This is a genomic window from Ruegeria arenilitoris (assembly GCF_013030265.1).
Taxonomy (GTDB): Bacteria; Pseudomonadota; Alphaproteobacteria; order Rhodobacterales; family Rhodobacteraceae; genus Ruegeria; species Ruegeria arenilitoris_E.
In genome coordinates, this window is the sequence record NZ_WPZQ01000001.1 from 417,965 (window position 1) to 440,597 (window position 22,633).

The following is a 22,633-nucleotide window of genomic DNA, read 5'->3' on the forward strand; positions in this document are numbered from 1 at the left end:
TGAAAACTAGTTTACCGTTAAACTATTTTTTCAAACTCATCAATGTCCGTTCCCGCGACATATATGACGCGGGGTCAGCGTGTCTGAATTACACAGATTTGAGCCTATACCCGAGATACACCAATAGCTAGAACAGAGGTACCCGGACCACCGGGTATTTCATTCTCTTAGATTTCCGAAAGGCGTATCATGGCCAAAACGCTCAAAGATTTAGTGCTCGCCCTTTTGAACGCAACTTTGATCCTTGTGGCCTTGTGCCTGTTTCTGGGACTAAAACTTAGCCAATCGATCGAGAGTATCCGGGATGGGTTTGCTGAGAACCTGCAACTGGTGACGCCTCTGCGGGATCAGGCGCAGAGTATTCGGGGAGAGCTTGCAGCCGTGCGCAGCGATCTGGCGGCTATTCGTGCACAGGATGGTACACTGGACAGCGTAGTCAGGCAGAAACTGAATGCCACATTGCAGCGGCTGAATGATCTGGAAACCAAACTGGAGACTACCCAGTCGCAACTCGCGGGTTTAGCAGAAAAACCCGAAGAGCTTATCGATCACGCCATCACCACTTCGGCTGATGTCGTGACCGACCGAATTCTTGTTATTCGGGGCTGTGAGCCCGCGACCTAGGTCGCGGCCCCCTGCAACTCGCGAACAGTTGAGCCGTAACCACCGCTGCTGACATATGCAGCCTCGTGTTCGGTTGTCGGACGCTCCAGCGCCTCGTTCCGATATGGAAACCGACCGAACTTGCGGATCACTTCGCGGTGGGCTCGTGCATGCAATAGGTTGCCTGCGCCGTTTTCCGGCATACGCTCACACATGAGCCGCACACAGCGTTCCTGATCACACAGGTTTTCCGAGTGCATCATCGGCAGGTAAAAGAACTGCCGTGCCGGCTCGTCAATCTTCAGATCCCAGCCTTTGTCGACCGCACATTTCGCGGCTGTCAAAGCTGCCCTGTCAGACGAGAACGCCTTTCCACTACCCCGAAACATATTGCGCGGGAACTGGTCCATCAGAATGATGTACGCCAGTGAGCCGCTGGGATAGGTCAGCCAGAGCGAGAACCTGCCCTCGCACGCCGCTTCCCATGTTTCGAGGAACCGTTCACGGATTTGCGCATCAAGCGCTTCATCCTGCAGATACCACCCCTCGGGGCCAACTTCATCTAACCAAAAACTCAATACTTCTTCAGGACCTACCATGCCCTTGACTCCGTAATTGCCCTCCCCAGGGACGTAAGGTCATTTAAGTCCGTTTTACAGAATTGTTACAGTAACATATTGCAACATTTGCGACACAAATCCGGCGCTCAGGCAGGTTCTTGCGCATCCGGTTCATCCTGCGCAGCCTCGATTGCAACCTCCTGCGCCACTTCAAGCGCAACTGGTGACGAAGTAGGCAGAATGGAAGCAATCGAACTGGTCTCATCAACAGGTACGTAGGCACGCTGTGTCATACGGTAGAGCGCATAAACCGCCATGATGAACATGAGCGTCGCAATAAACAGGAAGAAGCCTGCAGGTCCCACGATGCCTTCACCCATCAACCAACCCGTAATGAGCGGGCCTGCAATCGCACCAAGACCGTTGATGAAGATCAGGCCGCCAGAGGCTGCGGACATATCGTCATACTCAAGATAGTCATTGGTATAGGCAATCAGCAGCGAATAGAGCGGGCTGGTCATGCCACCGATCAGGAAAGCGCCTGCCAACAGGATCGTGAAAGTGGCACCGAAGAACATGCCGATCAAAGCGCCACAGCCCCCTACGACAGCGACAAGCAGGATCAGGATGCGTCGATCCATACGGTCGGAAATCCAGCCAATCGGATATTGCAGCAACACCGCGCCCACATAGAACGAGGCTACAAAGGTCGAGATTTCGACGAGCGACAAACCAGCCTGGGCGCCGTAAACCGAGCTCATCCCGAACTGGGCCGAGAAAATGCCGCCCAACAGGAACATGCCAACGCAACCCAACGGAGATGTCTCCATCAGCTTGCGCAAGGTCATGGGTTTGGTCGTGTCAAATGCAGGGGTTGGTGAAATCGACAGCAGAATTGGTGCAAAAGAAACCGAGACAAGGATCGATGCGATCACGAATGTCTCATAACCTGCGGGGTCGCCTATCAACAAAAGTGCCTGTGCGCTGACGATACCCGTCATCTGTACGATCATGTACAGCGACAGCGCTTGCCCACGGTTTTCGTTGCTTGCGGCATTGTTCAACCAGCTTTCAGCCGTCACATACACCCCGGAAAAGCAGAACCCGATCACAACGCGCCCAAGTGACCAGGCAATCGGATCGGTCAGCATCGGATACATGATCATCACGGCAGAGATGAAAGACGCCAGTGCCGCAAACACGCGTACATGCCCTACTCGCCGGATCATCTCAGGTGCAAGGCGCGATCCACCTAGGAAACCGACAAAGTAAGCCGACATCACGAATGACATCTGCAGAGTCGAGAAACCCTCAATCTCACCCCGCACACCCAGCAGCGTACCCTGAAGGCCGTTGCCGACCATCAGCAATCCCATACCAAGAAGAAGCGCCCAAGCGCTGGAAAGAACCTGAAGCATGCTGCCACCCGGAATTGCCGACGTGTTGTACGTCTTGAGATCAAAAAACCCTTTGGTCGCGCTTGTCTACGACATTCTAGAGGCGCGATCCGGAAAACACGGCTTTCAAGGCATCAAAAGCGACGCATCTCCATAAGAGAAGAAACGATATTTCCTAGCAATGGCATGCGCGTAGATGTCGTTGACCCGATCCTGCCCCATCAGCGCCGACACCAGCATCAACAACGTCGATTTCGGCAGGTGGAAGTTGGTCATCAACGCGTCTGTCACATGAAACTCGAAACCCGGATAGATAAAGATATCGGTTTCGCCTTCCCACGGTTGAATGCTGCCGCTGCGGGCCGCACTTTCGATCAGACGCAGGGCAGTCGTACCTACGGGAATAACCCGTCCACCGGCGGATTTGGTCGCGCGAATTTCCTCGGCGGCCTGTTCGCTGACGCGCCCCCATTCGGCATGCATCTTGTGTGTGGTGACGTCCTCGACCTTGACCGGGAGGAACGTCCCCGCTCCAACATGCAAAGTAACATGTGTAAACGTCACCCCGCGTTCGCCCAGCGCATGCAACAGCGCCTCATCGAAATGTAGCGATGCGGTTGGGGCTGCGACCGCTCCGGAATTCTGCGCCCAAACGGTTTGATAGTCTGTCTTGTCCTGCTCATCCGCAGGTCGTTTGGCTGCGATGTATGGCGGCAATGGCATTGCGCCTGCTTGTTCAAGCGCTTCGTCGAAATCATCGCCTTGCAGATTGAAACGCAAACAGGCTTGTCCGTCCTCGACCCGTTCCAGCGTCGCACTCAGCCGTTCCGAGAACACGATCTCTTCGCCAAGCTTCACTTTCTTAAGCGGTTTGATCAGTGCCGCCCATGTGCCATCAGATTGCGGATCAAGCAAAGTCGCCTCAATTGCGGCCGAGACAGGCCCTTGCGCGCTATTGCGATGGCGACGCCCATTCAATCGCGCAGGAATCACCCGTGTATCGTTCAGGACAAGACGGTCACCCGGGCGCAGCCAATTGGGCAAATCCAAAACCTGCTGATCCGTGATCTCACCCCCATTTGCCACCAACAGACGCGCAGAGGAGCGCGGGCTGGCAGGCCGCGTCGCGATCAAGTCTTCGGGCAGGTCGAAATCAAAGTCACTCAGTTGCATGGCGGCGCATTACAGGGCTCTGACAGATTCGGCCACAGCCTGACTTACCGATCCTCACCGCGAGTTCCCTGAGTGGGTTGGGTCCCACCTGAATTCTGCGGCTGAGCGTTAGGCCCGTCAGAAACCGTGGGTCGTGGTCCGCGCATCAGGTCACGAAGAAACAGTGGGGCGAGTCCGGATAGTGGGTTTACCGAAACCTGAGGCGAGCCAATCGGCCCTGTCAATGTATAGTTGAATGCAAATATCCCTTCACCTTTTCGCGTCAGAACACTGCCAATCGCGTTGACCAGGTATATCGGAGATATCGCTCCACGCAGGTTCAGCGTCTGCCTGACCGTATCCACAGTGCCATCAAAGGATAGGCCCATTGACGGGCCTACCGCGCTACCGCTTAGAACTTTGACTTCGGTGGGAGTAATCCGCATCTTGCTGTCAATGGACGAAAAATAGATGCCCTGCCCCGCCATCTCGGTCAGCAAGCCAACAAGGCTGATGGCATTGAGCAAAGCAGCCATCGCCGGGGCATCCTTGATACGGGTATCGGTGATCTTTAGGTCGACATCATAGTTCCCGGCTTCGGCAATCGGATCCAATTGTACGCGTAGGTTACCCTCTCTTGCCTGCGTCAAAAGCCCGGCAGAACTCAGAACCGCACCTGCATCATTCGAGGTTAGGGTCACCGCACTTCGCCCGCCACGAGGGGATACCTGACCGTTGATCGCTGCTTTTCCATTCACCCGCGCTGAGAATGGCCCCCGAAGACCACCGGTAGTTTCAAACGTACCCCGCATCCCTGTCAGGGCAACTTCTTCGGTGACCTGCAGCCGGTCCAATGCAACCTCAAGCTTTGGTCCCGGCCCAGAGCTGCCTCCGCCACCCGTTCCATTTCCAAAGGTCGCCTTTCCCAGATCCAAAACGCCACCGAGAACGCGAATATCCGGCAACGCGGCTCCTCGCCCAATCAGCTCGGCGGGAACGGCCAGCCATTCACCCAGCTCAAACGAACTGAACTGAACACGATCCAGCTCATCACCATCCCGGAACGATATCGACGCGACCGTTCTGAGGCCAGCTGCATCGAGTCTGAGTGAATCCACCCGCAACTGGTCACCCAATGTGGCCTCTGCCGTCAGGCTGCCACTACTGTTGGCCCCTTTTCGCCAGCCGAGCTCAGGGATGGCCAGCGCCACTCCGACCAGATCGGACTCCGCGGACAACTTTGGCGGCTCGCCCGCGCCAATCCCCAATCGGAGCGCTGCCGTACCCTGCCCGGTTAACATCCCCTTGGGCAGCCCTGCTCTGAGTTCATCCATTAACCGAGGTGATAACTCGATCTGTCCTGTCAGTTCACTGCGCTGAGGTTCTTTGCCTCCGATCGGTTGTTGCCAACGAGCCTGAATCGGCACCACCCCAAAGAAGCCATTCCCCTGAATACTGACCTGCGTCTGGTCTCCACTCAATTGCAGATTATCTGCGCTGACGTTGACGTCGGGAACCAGCTTATCGCTCGCCAGGTCATCGAGACTTCCTGTGAAGTGAAACTCCGCTTCTTCAAATTTCAGCTTCTTTTTCAGCGGTAGAGACAGTGTGCCCACCAAGCCAACCCGGCCATTGGCCAGATCAACTGGCAAACCGGCTTTGGTCATCACTTCGAGAGGAGCCCTGTTCAACAACGAAAGCGCCGCTGTAACGCTACCGTTTGCAACAATCCGGGCGATACCGGGTGTCGTTTTCTTGATACTCACATCCGGGATGATGAAGGACGTGCCGGATGCATCAACTGATCCGCCCTCGTCTGCGATAACGACGCCCTTTTGAGCCGTTACCGTAAAGCGGTCATTAATCAGGCTTGCCTGACCCTGAGCATCCTCCACAGGAGGCAATGTCTTGGCAAACCGAACGCGAGCTTTATCGAAATCGAAATCCAGATAAATGTCGGGTTCAGATTGTGGTCGCAACCTGAGTGCAAAATCCATGTCAGATACTTCACCCTGATACAGATTTTCAGTCACCCAAATACGCGGTTTGGGTGCAAGCCGTGGCGGCCAATATTGCAAAACCTGTTCAGATGGCATCTGGTCAATATTCGCATTCAGATCCACGCTCCAGCCTTCGGTCAGACCGACCAAGTTTCCCGAAGCGCGCAATCGATGCGCACCATCCTCGATCGTGACCTGTCCCAACTGCACCCGAAACGGATTTAGCTTCATCTGAAAATCCAGATCAGCGCGTCTCAGTTCCAGGGTCTCAGTGAACAGATTTGCCGGATTCACACGAATACCGATCAGACGAAATTGTGCCGCCATGCTCTCTAGCAAGCCGCTATCAACGCCTTGCAGAAAAGCCTTGCCTTCAGCCTGCACAGACCCCCAGGCTGAATCGATCGAGACCTCGTTGAAATCCAGAACCTGACCGACCGGATCATAGGTGAAATACGTGCGCGCGGATTCAAAAGGCACAGGCTTAATTTCGGGGTTCGGTTGCACTGCACCAGCGCCCAGATTCAGGGTCGCAAAGACCGGACCCAAAGCCGCTTGCGCATCAATGCTGCCTCGTAATGCCCCGGAAATTGGCGTGTTGAGCACCTGCAACCATGCCAAAGCCGGGGTCTGCCCGGCGATATCTTCGGCAGGCAAGTCGGTGATTGATACGCCAAACCGGGCCGCGGGTGAGCCCAGTGTGCTCGTATAATTGGCTTCGATTGAACTGACATAGTCGCGCCCTGCCAGTACCGAGAAACCCGTTGCCAAACGTACTTCGTTGTCATTGCGGTTGGCTTGAATATGCCCACCATCCAGAAGCCACGACCGACCCAGTCGCAAATCCTTGTAATCAAGAGTGATTGCATCAAGTTCGACCGAAGTCAGGGCCGACAATGCCGGGGATTGGAATATCCTGTCCGAGCCTTCCAGTAGCTGTGCAAAATTCGGTGCCTCCTGCAAAGGCGTGCTTCCAGATCCGACGGTCAGCGACAGCGCGCCATCGGGACCGCGCGTTAATGCAATCAGCGCTCCGTTCAGGATGATGCGCTTGGGGCGCACCTGGCCGCGCAACAGCGGCCTCATCGCCAGACTTGCACGTACATCTGCGACCTGAGCGATTTGCTGTCCCGCCGCATCGCTCACGGTCACATCCGTAAGTCGCAATCGGGGTCGCCAGCCTTCGTGAATGATAAAGCTGACGTCACCGAACCTGATCTGCAAACCGCCCAAAGCCCGCTCAAGACGCGCTTCGACGCGATCGCTGAGCCACTCAGGTGCATGCAGCCGCTGACCAACCACCATAAATCCCGTGAACAACGCGAGAAACAACAACAGGACAACGCCGCGCAAAGTCCACAGACCAGCCTTACGCCGACGGGATCGGCGGCGCGGCTGTTGTTCTGCCTGCGCAGCACCTTCCTGATCTTGCTGGATCAATTTGCTATCCACGCCTTTCAAACCGACTACGCCGCCCTATGATGTCGAGCATCAATTAAAAACCTTTGCCGGAGTTTCCAATGCCCGACGTTTCAGACACCGCCCCCGATTTCACTTTGCCCCGCGATGGCGGCGGAGAAGTGACCTTGTCGAATCTGCGCGGCGGTACCGTCGTTTTGTTTTTCTATCCCCGTGATGATACGCCGGGCTGCACCAAGGAATCCATCGGTTTCTCGGAACAACTTCAATCCTTTGCCGACGCGGGTGCTCAGGTTTTTGGCATCTCGCGTGATAGCATCGCAAAGCATGACAAGTTCGTTGCCAAGCACAGCCTGACGACGCCACTGCTGTCAGACGAGCAATCATCTGTTTGCGAAGACTACGGCGTCTGGGTGGAAAAGAAGATGTATGGCAGAACCTCTATGGGGATCGAACGATCGACCTTCATCATCGACGCAGAGGGGAAGATCGCCCGCGTCTGGCGCAAGGTAAAAGTACCCGGCCATGTCGAGGAAGTGCTGGAAGCTGTTCAGGCGCTTTAACGGTCAAGTTCACAGTCCTCTCGACCCTCGGCTTGATCCGGTTTATCACCCGCCACAAACAGCGATTGGCGGAGGAAACCCGTGCCAAAAACACTGACTCAGATGGCGACCGAGGTTCTGACCACCGCGGACGGCAGGGCGAAAACCGCCCTGTCAAAGAAACATGCGGCTGCGTGGTTCGAATCCAGAAAAGGCGATTCTGAGCCGATCGAAGTCGGAACGGCAACTCCTCCGCTTAATCCGGCGCGGCCTGATCGTCCCGAGCTGTTGTCGCCCCGCGATGTTCCAAGACGCCGCCCCGGGAGTGAAGCGGGCAGGATCGCCCTGCTGCATGCAGTAGCACATATCGAGTTAAATGCTGTGGATTTGCACTGGGACATCATCGCCCGGTTCGGGCATGTGCCCATGCCAATCGGGTTTTATGACGACTGGGTGAAGTGCGCCGAAGAGGAATCGCGCCATTTTGAAATGGTGTGCGACTGTCTGGAACAAATGGGCAGCCACTATGGCGCCCTTCCCGCCCATGCCGGTATGTGGCGCGCAGCTGAAGACACCGCCGAAGACCTGATGGGTCGGCTGGCAGTCGTGCCAATGGTGCTTGAAGCGCGTGGGCTGGATGTAACCCCCGGCATGATTGACATATTCCGCAAAGCTGACGCCAAACAGGCGATTGAAGCGCTGGAAATCATCTATTCCGAAGAGGTCGGCCACGTAGCGTATGGATCAAAGTGGTTCCACTTTTTGTGCGGTCGGGAAAACGCAGACCCGAAAGATGTGTTTCATCAGCTTGTACGTCGCTATTTTCACGGGGCGCTCAAACCGCCCTTTAATGAAGAGAAACGCGCCGAGGCCGGATTGCCTCCGGATTTCTACTGGCCACTGGCGGATGATATGCCACCACCTGGGGTTGTGAAGGACTGATATTCCTCCCTCAGATCGGCAATTTCCTGCCGATGCCGTGCGGTAATTCTCTGTCCGGGCGGACCTGATTGTTAACAAACTTGCCCAAACGCGACTTGGCCTTTATGCAATCGGCCCAAGGGACGGCTACCCACTCATGACCGGTCCCGAACAGGGGATGAGAGGTAAAGACGCGTGCGAACACGTCTGGCAATCAAACTACACTCACTGCTCGAGCGGCACTTTCCGGAACGCCGGGTATTTTTAAAGTCCGATAATGACACGCGGTTCATCCGTCTGAGTTCGGAAACTCAGGTCGCAGCTGTTGCTGGCGTTGCCGTTATGGTGGGCTGGACCGCTGTCTCAACGGCAATATTGCTTATGGACAGTATCGGATCTGGGAATTTCCGCGATCAGGCCAAGCGCGACCAGGCGACCTATCAGGAACGTCTCAACATTCTGTCCGCAGAACGCGATGCGCGCGCCGAAGAGGCACTGGCTGCGCATGATCGGTTCAACGCCGCACTGGAACAAATTTCGGCAATGCAATCCGAGTTGCTCAAGTCGGAAAACCGGCGTCGCGAACTGGAAACCGGGATCGAAGTTATTCAAACCACTCTCCGCGCGACTATGAAGCAGCGTGAAGAAGCACGGGTTGAACTCGCCGAACTCCAGCAGGAAACAGACAGCGACGAAATGTACATGGTGGCTTCGGCCAATCCTGCGCAGATGGCGTTCATGACAGATGCGCTGGCACGCACTGCACTTGAACGCGACGAGATCGCCGCGAACGCCCAGGATGCGTTGGAGCAGCGCGATGAGCTTGAGCTTGAAATCCGGCTGATGCAGGAGCGCAGCGACGAGATTTTCCGACAGTTGGAAGAAGCTATGGTGATCTCGGTCGAGCCGCTGGATAAGATGTTCCGGCAGGCTGGCATGCCAACAGATCGCATCATCGAAGAGGTCCGGCGCGGATATAGCGGTATGGGCGGTCCGCTGACCCCTTTATCCTTCAGCACGCGCGGTGAAGAGGCAGAACTTTCTGCCGACGAAGTGCGTGCGAATACTCTGCTACAGCAAATGGATCAGTTGAACCTGTACAGGATCGCTGCAGAAAAGGCCCCCTTTGCAAGTCCGGTGCGTGCGGCCGTGCGCTTTACCAGTGGCTTCGGCACCCGACGCGACCCTAAGACGGGGGGCCGCCGAATGCACAATGGCGCTGATTTCGCTGGTGCAACCGGCACCGACATCTTTGCGACAGCAGATGGCGTTGTAACCCATGCAGGCTGGCAATCCGGTTTCGGCAGGCTGGTTAAGATCAAGCACGCCTTCGGGATTGAGACTCTTTACGCTCATAACACCAAGATCCGTGTAAAGGTCGGTCAAAGGGTCTCGCGCGGCGATCATATTGCTGATATGGGTAGCACCGGACGGTCGACCGGCACGCACCTGCACTACGAAGTACGCGTGAATGGTAAACCTGTAAATCCAATGACTTACATCAAGGCTGCGAGAAATGTTTTCTAAGAGCAAAATGAACGAGCCCGCACCCAAGGCTTCTGAGGCGGCCAAACCCGCCGCTCCGGCAACTCCGGCAACCCCTGCCCCTGCAGAGACAAAGGCAAGCACTGCGCCCAAGCCAAAGCCACCGGCGTCGGTACTGTCTTCTGACCTGCATATCACAGGTAATATCAAGACCACCGGAGACATTCAGGTTGAAGGCACTGTCGAAGGCGACATCCGTGCGCACCTGTTGACCATCGGTGAAACCGCGACCATCAAAGGTGAAGTTACCGCTGATGACGTCGTAATCAACGGTCGTATCGTTGGCCGCGTGCGTGGATTGAAAGTACGCCTGACTTCGACAGCACGCGTCGAAGGCGACATCATCCACAAGACCATCGCCATCGAAAGCGGCGCACATTTCGAAGGTTCGGTTCAGCGTCAGGACGACCCCCTGAACCCGGGCCGTAGCGGCAAGTCGGGCGCAAACCCGGCAGCCGAAGTCAGCCAGTAATCCAGCTGACATCCCAATCGTTTCAAACACCGCAGAGAAATCTGCGGTGTTTTTTTGTTCGCTACAGATGCATCGGCGCTTGTTCGAAAATTACTGCAGTTCCGATTTAGATGTGTAACCGTCAGTGGCAATCACTCCGAATCCGGAACATAGTGTTGCAGGAGGCACAGTGGGCAAACTTCAAGCTGATGATCGGATCGAGGTCTCCCCCGAACAAGCCATTCTGACAGCAAAGGCGCTTTTCATAGCGGCTGGCACCACGCCCGAGGTTGCGGAAGAAGTGGCAAAGCACCTTGTGGAAGCTGATCAAAGCGGTGTCGAATCCCACGGAATCGTACGTGTGCTGCAATACACCCGAGAGATGTTGGACGGTACGCTGAATACCGGCGCAAAACCTGAGATCAAGAAGAGCGACAGTGGCCGCCTTACCGTCGATGCGCGTGGCAGTATCGGCATCCCCGCAATGCGAATGGCGCACCAGCTGGCGGCAGAGAACGCGATCGACAGGGGCATTTCAGCTGTTGCGGTTCTCGGTGCCGGACACACGGGGCGACTCGGAGCGTTTGGTGAAATCGCAGCTGAAAAAGGTTGTCTCTCTATCGCAATTGGCGGAGGCAATCGCAAACGCTGGCGTATGGTAGCGCCGTATGGAGGGCGTACAGCGCTGCTTCCAACCAACCCCTACTGCATCGCAATGCCCGGCGGAGAACGGGGGCCAGTTGTGATCGACATCGCAACCTCACAAGCGGCCGGCGGCTGGATTTACGCCGCACGTGCTGCGGGTGTAGAACTCCCAGACGGTTTGATCGTGAACCGCGATGGTGAACCAACGCGAAATCCCGAAGACTATTTTGATGGCGGAGCGATCCTACCCAAAGGCGGCCCGCTGGGATATGGCTTGGCGTTGATTGCGGAATTGATCGGCGAAGCGATGCTTGGCCCGGTACTGGAGGGTGAGATCAACTGGTTGGTACTGGCTCTCGATTGTCGTCGGTACAACACGTCCCCATCGATGCAGATCGCTGCCGAAGAGATACTATCTGAAATTCGCAGCTCGGCACCGGCAAAGGGGCACGACGTTGTTGAAGTGCCGGGGGAACGCGAACGAAACCTGTTTGCGGCTTCGCAAAACCAACCTTTACGGATACCGCGCAGGATATGGGATGCGATCGAAGATCTGGCCTGCGAACTAGGCGTGAATACGCACTAATAATCTAGTGACGTCGGCATAAAGTCTATCTGTCAATCAGCTCCACCAAGACATGCAACCACCCGCAAATATGCTTGATGCAGGTTTCGTACAAAGGCTCAGAACACCGTTCTGAGCACCACAATTTACACAATTGACGACAACGCGCAAAAACTCCCCATCAGGCACAGTTTCACAAAAAGTGTTTTTTGAATTAACCTTAACTCCATTGTTTTGTGGAGGACTTTCAATGTCATCAAAACTTCTGGCTGAATTTTTCGGCACTTTCTGGCTGGTTCTTGGCGGCTGCGGCAGTGCGGTTCTGGCGGCAGGTGTCGCTGATGTTGGTATCGGTTGGCTGGGCGTCGCGTTTGCCTTCGGCCTAACGGTTCTGACCATGGCTTTCGCCGTCGGACATATCTCGGGCGGACATTTCAACCCTGCTGTCAGTCTTGGTCTGATGATCGGCGGACGGTTTCCGGCGAAAGATCTTCTGCCTTACTGGATCGCTCAGGTCATCGGTGCAATCGCTGCTGCGGCAGTCTTGTATCTGATCGTCAGCGGCGCGCCGGGTTTTGAGGGTGTCGGCAGCTTTGCGACAAACGGGTATGGCGAGGCCTCACCAGAGGGTTATTCGATGATGTCGGCTTTGGTGATCGAAATTGTCCTGACCGCATTTTTCATTCTGATCATTCTCGGTGCAACATCTGATCGGGCTCCCGCCGGTTTTGCTCCGATAGCCATCGGCCTGGCCCTGACACTGATACACCTCATCTCGATCCCGGTGACGAATACATCCGTAAATCCCGCACGTTCGACAGGTGTGGCGCTGTTTGCAGATGGCCCGGCTATGGCACAGCTTTGGCTGTTCTGGGTCGCTCCGCTGATCGGCGGCGCCGTTGGTGCGCTTATCTGGAAGATGATGGCATCTGACGAGTAGCAAAGTCTTAGACAGATAAATCCACAAAGACGTTGCCGAATTGGCAACGTCTTTTTTTATGGAAATTCGGCAAACTCTGCTCCACCTAAACGGACAGCTTCTTTGACTTCACCAAGACACACCCGAGACAAGAATTGGACCTTCGCGCTCTGGTGTGTTGAAATCCGGGATTAAGCCGCGAAAATCCATTCGCATGTGCAAGAGAGCAAGTTCATGAGTGCCCGCCCCGGCTTTAAACGCCCCGCATCGGCGATCCCGGCTACAACCGGTGTGATCGCCATTACCGCAATTCCAATCCTGCATTACCTATGGCCTGACATGCCAGGGATATCGGATCGGGATCAGACAGTGCTGTTTGCCCTGTCGATGTTTGGTTTGCTCGCCCTGTCCGAGATATTCATCGCAAGGATCCATCTCCAGCCGGGCAGCGGTCTGGTTTACAGGCCCAAGAACTTCTCAGATCCGCAGTACATTCTGGACTTTCAGATCAAGCTTGTCGGACTGGCCGCCAGTTTTGGACTTCTGGCGCTGTTTTATCTGACTGCGGATATCTATCGAAGGGATTGGTATCAGCCCTTCTTTTCCCTGCTAGCGGATTATTGGGGCCTGATCTTAGCTGTTGTCCTGCTGACAGTAACTGCGGTTCATTTTTCCATGCGGCATCCGCGCGACGGGCTTTGGCATCTGGGACGCGTGGTTCTGACCTTTGGTCGTCAGTCGACTGATGCCCCCGGGCTGAAGGTTCATCTGCTGGGCCTCGGGATCAAAGGGTACTTTCTGCCGTTGATGTTCTGCTATCTGGTCTACGACTGGTCTTTCCTGCAGACCCGTTCCCTTTGGGATTCAACAAGTTTCGCTGAAGCCTATCGCTATCTCTACCGATTTGCCTTCTTTTTGGATCTGACGATCGTTGTGATTGGCTATGCCACGGCAACCCGCCTGCTGATCTCACAAATCCGCTGGACTGAGGCAACGGTAAGCGGATGGCTGGTTTGTATCATCTGCTACGCTCCATTCTGGCAACTTTTGTCGCGCAACTATTTCAACTATGTCGAAGAAGGTTTCGCATGGGGCAATTGGCTATGGGACTACCCGGTGCTCTATGTCTTATGGGGCAGTACGATCCTCTTCTTCCTGGCGATTTACTGCCTGACTGCCGCGCGTATGGGGATCAGATTCTCAAATCTTACCTATCGCGGGCTGGCATGTGACTTTCCCTACAACATCAGCAAGCACCCGTCTTATATCAGCAAAAACATCACCTGGTGGCTTATCTCGATCCCCTTTATCGCAGTTGATTTCTGGACTGGTATCGCGAATTGCACTGCTCTGCTCGGGGTCAATGGGATCTACTATTTTCGGGCATGGCATGAAGAAAGATGCTTGTCGCAAGCTCCATCCTATCGCGCCTACAAGAGCCATATCAATGAACATGGAATGCTGGCGCGTGTGAGGCGCAGTGTATCCGGGCGGGCGCGTCAACGTCCCAAGCAAACAAGCTAAGGGTTCTTGAAACTCAACGGACTCGCCCCTCTCAGGGGTCAATCATCCACGACCCGTTGGGCCAGAATGCATGGAAGGCAAAGGCGAACATAACGTCGTGGGCAACATCGCGCCCGTTACCATCCCGCACCCGGATTGACCCGACATCCCGCCCATTTCCAATGCGGCTGGTATCCAGAGCCGAAGACTGCCCCGGCACCCAACTGATTGTCACACCCGCCTCGCTCACTTCTCCTTCGCGACTGAGACGTGTCAACGGCCAGGCTCGATTGCCCACGCGCACCACCCGTTCCAACGGATCAATGCCATGCGGAGGCATTTCGCCGGAATAAAGGAATGGTCGGCGTGAAGTATCGTAACCACGATAGGGGTTGCGCCCGTAGTCGCGATTGAAGCCCGGCTCAGCCATGACAAGCCCACTCGGGTTACGCTCTTGAAACTCTGCCCAGCTTTCCATCCAAGCAGGCAGTGCTTTGAGTTGAGTTCCTGTCAGGCGTCCGACAATCGCTTCGCCGGTGGCCTGTTGCCACCAGCTCTGGGTTTCGCGGTCATACATGATCATGTCCGAGTTACGCAGTTTCCCACTGACCCCGAAACTAAGCACACCGCGGGGAGTGCGACGGTCGAACACGATGCCGGAATTGCAGAGCGGGCAATAGGTCACCGCGATCGGCTTTCCGCCAACCCGGTCATTCACGATCTCATGCCACATCAGGTATCGAATGGGATAAGCGCGCGGGCTTTGGCCTGACAGTTCGACCGTAATGACAGGTTCTGATGCCGCGAGACCTGACTTGCCAGATGTGCGCACAAATGCCGGATCACTTAGCGCCGGGATCCCATCTTTGGGTGGACCGCCCGATTGAACCTCAGACCAACTCCCGATGTTTGTCTTTCCGAAATTGGTATCAGGCCACTCACCACGCCATTGATCCGGGTTTGCTTGCGCCGTGGATGCAAACAGGATCATCAGTAAGAAGGTAAAGATGCGCATCTCGTTACCTCGCCATTTGCCTCATCTTATACAGACGAAATAACGCAAACAGCCTGCAACACGCAGACGTGAGGGATTGTGCAGGAAATGAGATGAGAGAAAATGACCGGCACCAGGGTTGGTGCCGGTCGATAGCGTCACTCGACGACGGTGACCTTTTTCATGACGTCTGGCTGGCCAACGACGGCACCGTTCTGGCCGGCGCCGCGCTTAATGGCATCAACCACATCCATGCCACCGGTTACTTTGCCAACAACCGTGTATTGGCCGTCGAGGAATGGGCCAGGCTCAAACATGATGAAGAACTGCGAATTGGCGCTGTTGGGATCCTGAGCCCGCGCCATTCCGACGACACCGCGATCAAACGAAATATCCGAGAATTCGGCAGGTAGATCGGGGCGCTCAGAACCTCCACGGCCTGCGGCACTGACGTTGAAGCTATCAGAGTTCATGTTGCCGTATTCGACATCGCCTGTCTGCGCCATGAATCCGTCGATCACGCGGTGGAATACCACGCCGTCATACTTGCCTTCACCAGCCAGAGCGGTGATCTGCTCGACATGCTTCGGTGCGACGTCCTCGAGCAGATCGACGGTGATCGTCCCGTTGGCGCCCTCGCCTTCGACCTCAATTTCCAGGCCGGTGGCCAGCGCAGGGCTGGCCAGCAGGGCAAATGCAGCTGCCAGCTTATACATCTGCAGCCACCTTGACGCTGATCATGCGGTCAGGGCTCATTGGCGGCTCACCGCGAACAATCGCATCCACGTGCTCCATCCCGTCGATAACGCGGCCATAGACCGTGTACTGACCGTTCAGGAAGTGGTTGTCCTTGAAGTTGATAAAGAACTGCGAGTTGGCAGAGTCTGGATTCTGCGAGCGTGCCGCACCCAGTGTGCCACGATCATGAGGCAGCTTGGAGAACTCAGCCGGAACATTCGGCAGCGACGAACCACCGGTCCCCGCCATACGCAGGTTGAACCCGTCTTCCATGTCACCGTGCTGCACATCGCCGGTCTGCGCCATGAAGCCGTCGATCACACGGTGGAAGGCCACGTTGTCATATTCGCCAGCCCGGGCCAGTTCTTTCATCCGCGCGCTGTGCTGCGGTGCCACATCAGGCAGCAGCTCGATGACGACATTGCCGTCTTTGAGTTCGACGATGATTGTGTTTTCGGGATCCTTGATCTCGGCCATCTGGCCCTCCTGTCGATTGGTCTTGCGCAAATACCTATGCGCCGGGCGCGCGAATGCCAAGTCACGCATTGACCTGAGGGCAAAATGCAGGAAAAGAACCGCCTAATTCTGTTGCAATGGTCGAGGTATGCACAATGGGCTGGAAATCACTGGACGACATGGACCTGAACGGCAAGCGAGTATTGGTGCGCGTGGACATCAACGTACCTGTCGCCGACGGTCAGGTCACCGACGATACCCGCATCCAGCGGATCGTACCGACTGTGCAGGATATCCTGAAGGCAGGCGGCAAACCGATCCTGCTGGCCCATTTCGGACGCCCGGGTGGTGAACCCCGTCCAAACCTATCGCTCAAACAGCTTGTTCCGGCTTTGGAAGCGGCCTTTGGCACAACAGTTCGATTTGCAGATGACTGCGTCGGCTATGAGGCCGAAAAAGCGGCGGCTGCACTGGGCACAGATGAAGTCCTTTTGCTCGAAAACACCCGATTTCATGCAGAAGAGACCAAAAACAGCATCGATCTTGCAAAGGGCATGGCCAAGATGGGTGATGTCTACTGCAATGACGCATTCTCCGCCGCGCACCGCGCGCACAGCTCGACCGAAGCATTGGCGCGCTTGCTACCTGCCTGTGCCGGACGCCTGATGCAGCAGGAACTCAGCGCTTTGGAAAACGCGCTGGGGTCGCCCAAGCGCCCAGTCACAGCTGTTGTTGGTGGCGCCAAGGTTTCAACCAAACTGGATCTTCTGGGCAACCTGATCGAGAAAGTGGATTATTTGGTGATCGGCGGCGGTATGGCGAACACCTTCCTGCTGGCGCAAGGCCTGAACGTCGGGAAATCTCTGGCCGAACATGGTATGACCGAAACCGCGTCAGATATCATGGCCAAAGCCGAAAGCACCGGATGCAAGATCATCCTGCCGCGCGATATTGTTGTCGCTGAGAAATTTGAGGCCAATGCCCCGCATCAAACGTTACCAGTAGATCAGTGCTCTGCCGAAGGTATGATCCTGGATGCCGGTCCTGAAAGCGTTGCGGCAATTGTCGATGTGTTCGAACAAAGTCAGACGCTGATCTGGAACGGCCCTTTGGGCGCCTTTGAAATCGAACCCTTCAATGCGGCAACAGATGCAGCAGCTTTGAAAGCCGCTGAACTAACCCGCGCAGGCAAGCTGATTTCGGTTGCCGGAGGTGGCGACACAGTGGCGGCACTCAACGCGTCTGGCGCGGCGAAAGACTTTTCTTACATCTCAACAGCGGGTGGGGCCTTCCTTGAATGGATGGAAGGAAAGACCTTGCCGGGTGTTGCTGCACTGGATCAGTGACTCGAAGATTAAGACGCCTCAACCGAGGCGCCTTTTTCATTTTCGACTCAGGTCGCAACTTTTTCTGCATTCGGGGATTCACAACCCGAATCACCTATGACATAGTGCCGGGAGATGCCCGAAAAGGGCACGTTATTGAGGCAGTATTCATACGGCGGTAAACAGAGTGTCCCGTTCCCATCGGCCCGGTTTGGGCGCAGTTGTCTTCTTTTCGGTGGCTTTCATGCTGGGTGTTTATTTCACCTTCGCTGCCGTGCAGGGCGACTATGGTCTTTTCCGCAGGGTTGAGATCGCAGCGGAACGGGACGCGCTGTCACGCGATTTGGCAGCCCTGAATTCCGAAATCACCGAAATGGAAAACCTGACGCGCCGTCTGTCCGATACCTATCTGGATTTGGATTTGCTGGATCAACAGGCACGCTCGGTCCTTGGCATGATCCGTGCGGATGAAATTGTGATCCGCTAAGTCCGCTCTGCCATTCAAGGTCTTCTGTTTCCCTTACTTGGACAGAACAATGGACCACGTAAAAATCCAAAAATGGGTCAGACCCGTCTGCCCGGGCGACAGAACGCGCTGGGAAAGCATGTTTGAAGCCTACGCGCGTGTCGGACGGCAAGATCAGACTGCTGAAATGCGCGCACGTGTCTGGGATTGGGTCCAAAACCCTGACAGGCAGGTATTTTGCAACATCGCGGGCACCGATGAGGCCGGTTCTGTAGGTTTCATTCACTTTCGCGCATACGAAAGGCCCCTACCCGCCACCATCGGTTGCTATGTCGATGACATGTTCGTCTGCCCATCTGCCCGCGGTCTCGGTCTGGCTGAACTATTGATCGAAAGTGTCTGTGACTCGGCATCTCAAAATGGCTGGGACGTCGTGCGCTGGATGACGTCTGAAACCAATTATAGGGCCAGAGCACTTTATGATCGAATAGGCTTTAAAACAAAGTGGATCACCTATCAGGCTGGCGAGAACTCAACTGATCTGACAGGCGAAAAATCGCAACGATAAAGCCCTGGCAACGTCGCGTCACATTTCCCCTCGCCAGATCGCGCCAAATGCTTTATGAGATAGTTTAACGCTAAACTATCTTGCCGTAAGGGGGAGATCGCCACGATGGCCGCGCGAAAAACCACAAAGAAACCAAACGTTTCGGCGGATGAGCTGAAACTCTACTACCGTGAAATGTTGCTGATCCGTCGATTCGAAGAGAAAGCCGGTCAGCTTTATGGAATGGGTCTGATCGGGGGGTTCTGCCACCTTTACATCGGACAAGAAGCTGTTGTGGTAGGCCTCGAAGCTGCCGCCGAAGAAGGCGATAAGCGCATCACCTCTTACCGCGATCACGGCCATATGCTGGCCTGCGGAATGGATCCGGGTGGCGTTATGGCCGAGCTGACCGGGCGCGAGGGCGGCCTTTCAAAAGGTAAAGGCGGCTCAATGCACATGTTCTCGAAAGAGAAGCATTTCTACGGCGGCCATGGCATCGTCGGCGCGCAGGTGCCGTTGGGTGCAGGTCTCGCCTTTGCGGACAAATACAAAGGAAATGGCCGTGTCACCTTTACCTATTTTGGTGATGGCGCTGCGAACCAGGGCCAGGTTTATGAAACCTTCAATATGGCGGCGCTCTGGGATCTTCCGGTCGTTTTTGTGATCGAAAACAACCAATACGCCATGGGTACTGCTCAGGCGCGTTCGACCTCGACCAAAGACATCTATCACCGCGGCGAAGCCTTCGGTATTCCGGGTGAGATCGTGAACGGCATGGACGTGCTGGCGGTCAAGGAAGCCGGTGAAAAGGCCGTTGCACATTGCCGCGCGGGCAAAGGCCCGTACATTCTGGAAATCAAAACCTACCGCTATCGTGGCCACTCGATGTCTGACCCGGCCAAATACCGCACACGCGAAGAGGTTCAGAAAGTCCGCGAGCAAAGCGACCCGATCGAACACGTGCGTGAGCTGCTGCTGTCCGGCAAGCACGCGACCGAGGATGACCTGAAGGCGATCGACAAAGAGATCAAAGAGATCGTGAACCAGGCCGCCGAATTCTCGAAAGAAAGCCCTGAGCCTTCGGTCGAAGAGCTCTGGACTGATATCTACGCCTGAGAGGACGAATAAGACATGGCAACCGAAATTCTCATGCCCGCCCTTTCGCCCACGATGGAAGAGGGCACATTGGCCAAGTGGCTGGTCAAGGAAGGCGACACCGTATCATCCGGCGACATTATGGCCGAGATCGAAACAGACAAAGCGACCATGGAATTCGAAGCTGTCGATGAAGGCATCGTTGGCAAGATTCTGATCGCTGAAGGCACCGAAGGGGTCAAAGTGAACACCCCCATCGCGGTTCTGGTGGAAGACGGCGAAGACATCTCCGCTCTGCCTGCTGCTGCGCCCGCAGCCGCTGCAGTGGCCGAAGCTGCCCCAGTGGCGGTTGAGGTCCCTGCTCCTGCTGCAGCAGCCCCTGCCGCGCCCGTCGTGGACTTGTCCCCCGACTGGCCTGCAGATGCCGAGATGAAATCTGAAACCGTCCGCGAGGCCCTGCGTGATGCGATGGCCGAGGAAATGCGCGGCGACGAAGACGTCTACCTGATGGGTGAAGAAGTCGCCGAATATCAGGGCGCTTACAAAATCTCGCAAGGTCTGCTGGATGAGTTCGGCAGCAAGCGGGTGATCGACACACCGATTACCGAACATGGCTTTGCGGGTATCGCGGTTGGTTCGGCCTTTGGTGGCCTGAAACCGATTGTCGAGTTCATGACCTTCAACTTCGCCATGCAGGCGATTGACCAGATCATCAACTCTGCCGCTAAAACGCTTTACATGTCCGGCGGTCAGATGGGTTGTCCCATCGTCTTCCGGGGACCTAACGGCGCAGCGGCCCGCGTGGCGGCACAGCACTCACAGGATTACGCTGCATGGTACATGCAGATCCCCGGTTTGAAGGTGGTGATGCCGTATTCGGCAGCCGACGCCAAGGGGCTGCTGAAATCAGCGATCCGCGATCCCAACCCCGTGGTGTTTCTGGAAAACGAAATCCTATACGGTCGGTCGTTCGACGTTCCGCAGGTTGATGATCTGACTATCCCTTTGGGCAAAGCCCGCATCTGGCGCGAAGGTTCCGATGTAACCATCGTCAGCTTCGGTATCGGCATGCAGTTCGCACTCGAAGCTGCCGACAAGCTGGCCGAGGAAGGCATCAATGCCGAGGTGATTGACCTGCGCACCATCCGCCCAATGGATACCGGCGCGATCATCAACTCGGTGATGAAAACCAACCGTTTGGTGACTGTCGAAGAAGGCTGGCCGCAAGGGTCCGTTGGTAGCTACATATCCTCTGTGGTGATGCAAGAGGCGTTCGACTATCTCGACGCACCGGTCATCAACTGCACCGGCAAAGATGTACCGATGCCTTATGCAGCCAACCTTGAAAAGCTGGCGCTGGTGACCACGGATGAGGTGATCGCAGCCGTCAAACAAGTGACCTACCGGTAAGGAGCGACGCAGATGCCTACAGAAATTCTGATGCCCGCCCTGTCACCGACAATGGAGGAAGGCACGCTTGCCAAATGGCTGGTCAAAGAAGGCGACACCGTCTCCTCCGGCGACCTACTGGCCGAGATCGAAACCGACAAGGCCACGATGGAGTTCGAGGCCGTAGACGAGGGTGTAGTCGGTAAAATCCTGATCCCCGAAGGCACCGAAGGGGTCAAGGTTAACACGGCTATTGCTGTGCTGTTGGAAGATGGCGAAAGCGCGGATGATATCACGTCCACATCGACCAAAGCGCCGGATGCGGCGCCAGCCGCCGCGGGCAACGAGGCTGCCGCCCCAGAGGCACCCGAGGCGCCCGCCCCTGCTCCGGCTGCTGCGGTCAAAGCCGATGGTGGCCGTATCTTCGCTTCACCTTTGGCCCGTCGGATTGCCGCTCAGAAAGGCCTCGATCTGACGCAGATCACCGGTTCGGGTCCGCATGGCCGTATCGTGAAGGCTGATGTCGAAGGCGCAACAGCTACTGCTGTCGCTCCGGCCGCAGCCCCGGCACCTGCGGCGGCGGCCCCCGCTGCGGCAGTACCGGCTGGTCCTTCCGCCGATGCTGTTGCACGGATGTACGAAGGTCGTGAATACGAAGAGATTGCCCTCGACGGCATGCGCAAGACCATTGCGGCGCGTCTGTCCGAGGCCAAGCAAACGATCCCACATTTCTACCTGCGTCGCGATATCAAGCTGGACGCGTTGTTGAAGTTCCGCAGCCAGTTGAACAAGCAACTGGAAGGCCGAGGAATTAAGCTCAGCGTCAACGACTTCATCATCAAAGCGGTCGCGAATGCATTGCAGCAGGTTCCTGAGTGCAATGCTGTTTGGGCAGGTGATCGTGTGTTGCAACTGAAACCATCGGACGTGGCAGTCGCCGTTGCGATTGAAGGTGGTCTGTTCACGCCGGTTCTGCAGGATGCCGACACCAAATCGCTGTCTGCTTTGTCGACCGAAATGAAGGATCTCGCGGCCCGGGCACGGGAACGCAAGCTGGCCCCGCACGAGTATCAGGGCGGCACCTTTGCGGTTTCAAATCTGGGCATGTTCGGCATCGATAATTTCGATGCGATCGTGAACCCGCCCCATGCCGGCATCCTGGCCGTCGGCACAGGCCTGAAAAAACCTGTTGTCGGCGACGACGGAGAGCTGACCGTCGCGACCGTGATGTCGGTGACGATGTCCGTCGACCATCGGGTTATTGATGGTGCTCTGGGGGCTCAGCTCTTGCAGGCCATCGTCGACAATCTAGAAAACCCGATGGTCATGCTGGCCTAGCCAGCAATCCAAACATCAAAAAAGCCGCCTCGAAGATCGAGGCGGCTTTTTTTGTTAACTGAC

At 56.0% G+C, this 22,633-nt stretch carries 21 protein-coding genes; 14 read left to right on the forward strand and 7 right to left on the reverse strand.

The features are described 5' to 3' along the window. Positions 1 to 189: 189 nt before the first annotated feature. Complete coding sequence (locus GOX61_RS02130; protein ID WP_170330905.1) at positions 190 to 624, forward strand: hypothetical protein; 435 nt, start codon at positions 190 to 192, stop codon at positions 622 to 624. Here GOX61_RS02130 and GOX61_RS02135 read toward each other — a convergent pair. The 4 genes from GOX61_RS02135 to GOX61_RS02150 all read right to left on the reverse strand — a co-directional run bounded on the left by GOX61_RS02135 (position 621) and on the right by GOX61_RS02150 (position 7,164). Then, the gene (locus tag GOX61_RS02135; protein ID WP_155150989.1) at positions 621 to 1,202 is read right to left on the reverse strand and encodes a DUF924 family protein; all 582 of its coding nucleotides are present in this window, start codon (positions 1,200 to 1,202) and stop codon (positions 621 to 623) included. The genes GOX61_RS02130 and GOX61_RS02135 overlap by 4 nt on opposite strands. A 107-nt stretch (positions 1,203 to 1,309) precedes the next feature. Continuing rightward, a complete protein-coding gene (locus GOX61_RS02140) occupies positions 1,310 to 2,581 on the reverse strand; it encodes an MFS transporter (protein ID WP_155150991.1) in 1,272 nt (423 codons plus the stop codon). Positions 2,582 to 2,686: 105 nt separating this feature from the next. Continuing rightward, positions 2,687 to 3,733, reverse strand: coding sequence for a tRNA preQ1(34) S-adenosylmethionine ribosyltransferase-isomerase QueA (gene queA, locus GOX61_RS02145; RefSeq protein ID WP_155150993.1), 1,047 nt, complete (start codon positions 3,731 to 3,733; stop codon positions 2,687 to 2,689). Positions 3,734 to 3,777: 44 nt separating this feature from the next. Beyond that, complete coding sequence (locus tag GOX61_RS02150; RefSeq protein WP_367646925.1) at positions 3,778 to 7,164, reverse strand: YhdP family protein; 3,387 nt, start codon at positions 7,162 to 7,164, stop codon at positions 3,778 to 3,780. Positions 7,165 to 7,232: 68 nt separating this feature from the next. Here GOX61_RS02150 and GOX61_RS02155 point away from each other — a divergent pair, with 68 nt between their 5' ends. The 7 genes from GOX61_RS02155 to GOX61_RS02185 all read left to right on the forward strand — a co-directional run bounded on the left by GOX61_RS02155 (position 7,233) and on the right by GOX61_RS02185 (position 14,243). After that, positions 7,233 to 7,694, forward strand: a complete 462-nt coding sequence (locus tag GOX61_RS02155) for a peroxiredoxin (RefSeq protein WP_170330909.1) — start codon at positions 7,233 to 7,235, stop codon at positions 7,692 to 7,694. Positions 7,695 to 7,796: 102 nt separating this feature from the next. Then, on the forward strand, positions 7,797 to 8,615 hold the full coding sequence (locus GOX61_RS02160) for a ferritin-like domain-containing protein (protein ID WP_170331096.1): 819 nt from the start codon (positions 7,797 to 7,799) through the stop codon (positions 8,613 to 8,615). A gap of 174 nt (positions 8,616 to 8,789) precedes the next feature. Beyond that, positions 8,790 to 10,121 (forward strand): DUF5930 domain-containing protein, encoded by a 1,332-nt coding sequence (locus GOX61_RS02165; protein ID WP_170330911.1) that lies wholly within the window; start codon positions 8,790 to 8,792, stop codon positions 10,119 to 10,121. Further along, positions 10,111 to 10,611 (forward strand): bactofilin family protein, encoded by a 501-nt coding sequence (locus GOX61_RS02170; protein WP_155150996.1) that lies wholly within the window; start codon positions 10,111 to 10,113, stop codon positions 10,609 to 10,611. The genes GOX61_RS02165 and GOX61_RS02170 overlap by 11 nt, the downstream gene beginning before the upstream one ends. Positions 10,612 to 10,780: 169 nt before the next feature. Beyond that, positions 10,781 to 11,821 (forward strand): Ldh family oxidoreductase, encoded by a 1,041-nt coding sequence (locus tag GOX61_RS02175; protein ID WP_170330913.1) that lies wholly within the window; start codon positions 10,781 to 10,783, stop codon positions 11,819 to 11,821. A gap of 229 nt (positions 11,822 to 12,050) precedes the next feature. Then, on the forward strand, positions 12,051 to 12,740 hold the full coding sequence (aqpZ, locus tag GOX61_RS02180) for an aquaporin Z (RefSeq protein ID WP_170330915.1): 690 nt from the start codon (positions 12,051 to 12,053) through the stop codon (positions 12,738 to 12,740). A 213-nt stretch (positions 12,741 to 12,953) separates the two neighbouring features. Then, the gene (locus GOX61_RS02185; RefSeq protein WP_170330917.1) at positions 12,954 to 14,243 is read left to right on the forward strand and encodes a hypothetical protein; all 1,290 of its coding nucleotides are present in this window, start codon (positions 12,954 to 12,956) and stop codon (positions 14,241 to 14,243) included. Positions 14,244 to 14,274: 31 nt separating this feature from the next. Here GOX61_RS02185 and GOX61_RS02190 read toward each other — a convergent pair whose 3' ends face one another. From GOX61_RS02190 to GOX61_RS02200, 3 genes are all read right to left on the reverse strand, one after another. Next, positions 14,275 to 15,237: a DUF3179 domain-containing protein gene (locus GOX61_RS02190; RefSeq protein ID WP_170330919.1), complete on the reverse strand. Its 963-nt coding sequence runs from the start codon at positions 15,235 to 15,237 to the stop codon at positions 14,275 to 14,277. Positions 15,238 to 15,374: 137 nt separating this feature from the next. Further along, the gene (locus GOX61_RS02195) at positions 15,375 to 15,932 is read right to left on the reverse strand and encodes a peptidylprolyl isomerase (protein ID WP_170330921.1); all 558 of its coding nucleotides are present in this window, start codon (positions 15,930 to 15,932) and stop codon (positions 15,375 to 15,377) included. Next, complete coding sequence (locus GOX61_RS02200; protein WP_155151010.1) at positions 15,925 to 16,431, reverse strand: peptidylprolyl isomerase; 507 nt, start codon at positions 16,429 to 16,431, stop codon at positions 15,925 to 15,927. The genes GOX61_RS02195 and GOX61_RS02200 overlap by 8 nt, the downstream gene beginning before the upstream one ends. Before the next feature lie 134 nt (positions 16,432 to 16,565). Here GOX61_RS02200 and GOX61_RS02205 point away from each other — a divergent pair, with 134 nt between their 5' ends. The 6 genes from GOX61_RS02205 to GOX61_RS02230 all read left to right on the forward strand — a co-directional run bounded on the left by GOX61_RS02205 (position 16,566) and on the right by GOX61_RS02230 (position 22,570). After that, positions 16,566 to 17,756, forward strand: a complete 1,191-nt coding sequence (locus GOX61_RS02205) for a phosphoglycerate kinase (RefSeq protein WP_170330923.1) — start codon at positions 16,566 to 16,568, stop codon at positions 17,754 to 17,756. Between the two features lie 166 nt (positions 17,757 to 17,922). Beyond that, positions 17,923 to 18,222 (forward strand): FtsB family cell division protein, encoded by a 300-nt coding sequence (locus GOX61_RS02210; RefSeq protein ID WP_170330925.1) that lies wholly within the window; start codon positions 17,923 to 17,925, stop codon positions 18,220 to 18,222. Positions 18,223 to 18,271: 49 nt separating this feature from the next. Beyond that, positions 18,272 to 18,769: a GNAT family N-acetyltransferase gene (locus tag GOX61_RS02215; protein WP_170330927.1), complete on the forward strand. Its 498-nt coding sequence runs from the start codon at positions 18,272 to 18,274 to the stop codon at positions 18,767 to 18,769. Between the two features lie 105 nt (positions 18,770 to 18,874). Continuing rightward, positions 18,875 to 19,864 carry a pyruvate dehydrogenase (acetyl-transferring) E1 component subunit alpha gene (gene pdhA, locus GOX61_RS02220; protein ID WP_155151018.1) on the forward strand — a complete coding sequence of 330 codons (990 nt, stop codon included), beginning with the start codon at positions 18,875 to 18,877 and terminating at the stop codon, positions 19,862 to 19,864. 15 nt (positions 19,865 to 19,879) lie between these two features. Beyond that, complete coding sequence (locus tag GOX61_RS02225) at positions 19,880 to 21,253, forward strand: pyruvate dehydrogenase complex E1 component subunit beta (protein ID WP_170330935.1); 1,374 nt, start codon at positions 19,880 to 19,882, stop codon at positions 21,251 to 21,253. Positions 21,254 to 21,265: 12 nt separating this feature from the next. Then, entirely contained in the window at positions 21,266 to 22,570 is a 1,305-nt protein-coding gene (locus tag GOX61_RS02230) for a pyruvate dehydrogenase complex dihydrolipoamide acetyltransferase (protein WP_170330938.1), read from the forward strand. The last annotated feature ends 63 nt before the right edge of the window (positions 22,571 to 22,633 follow it).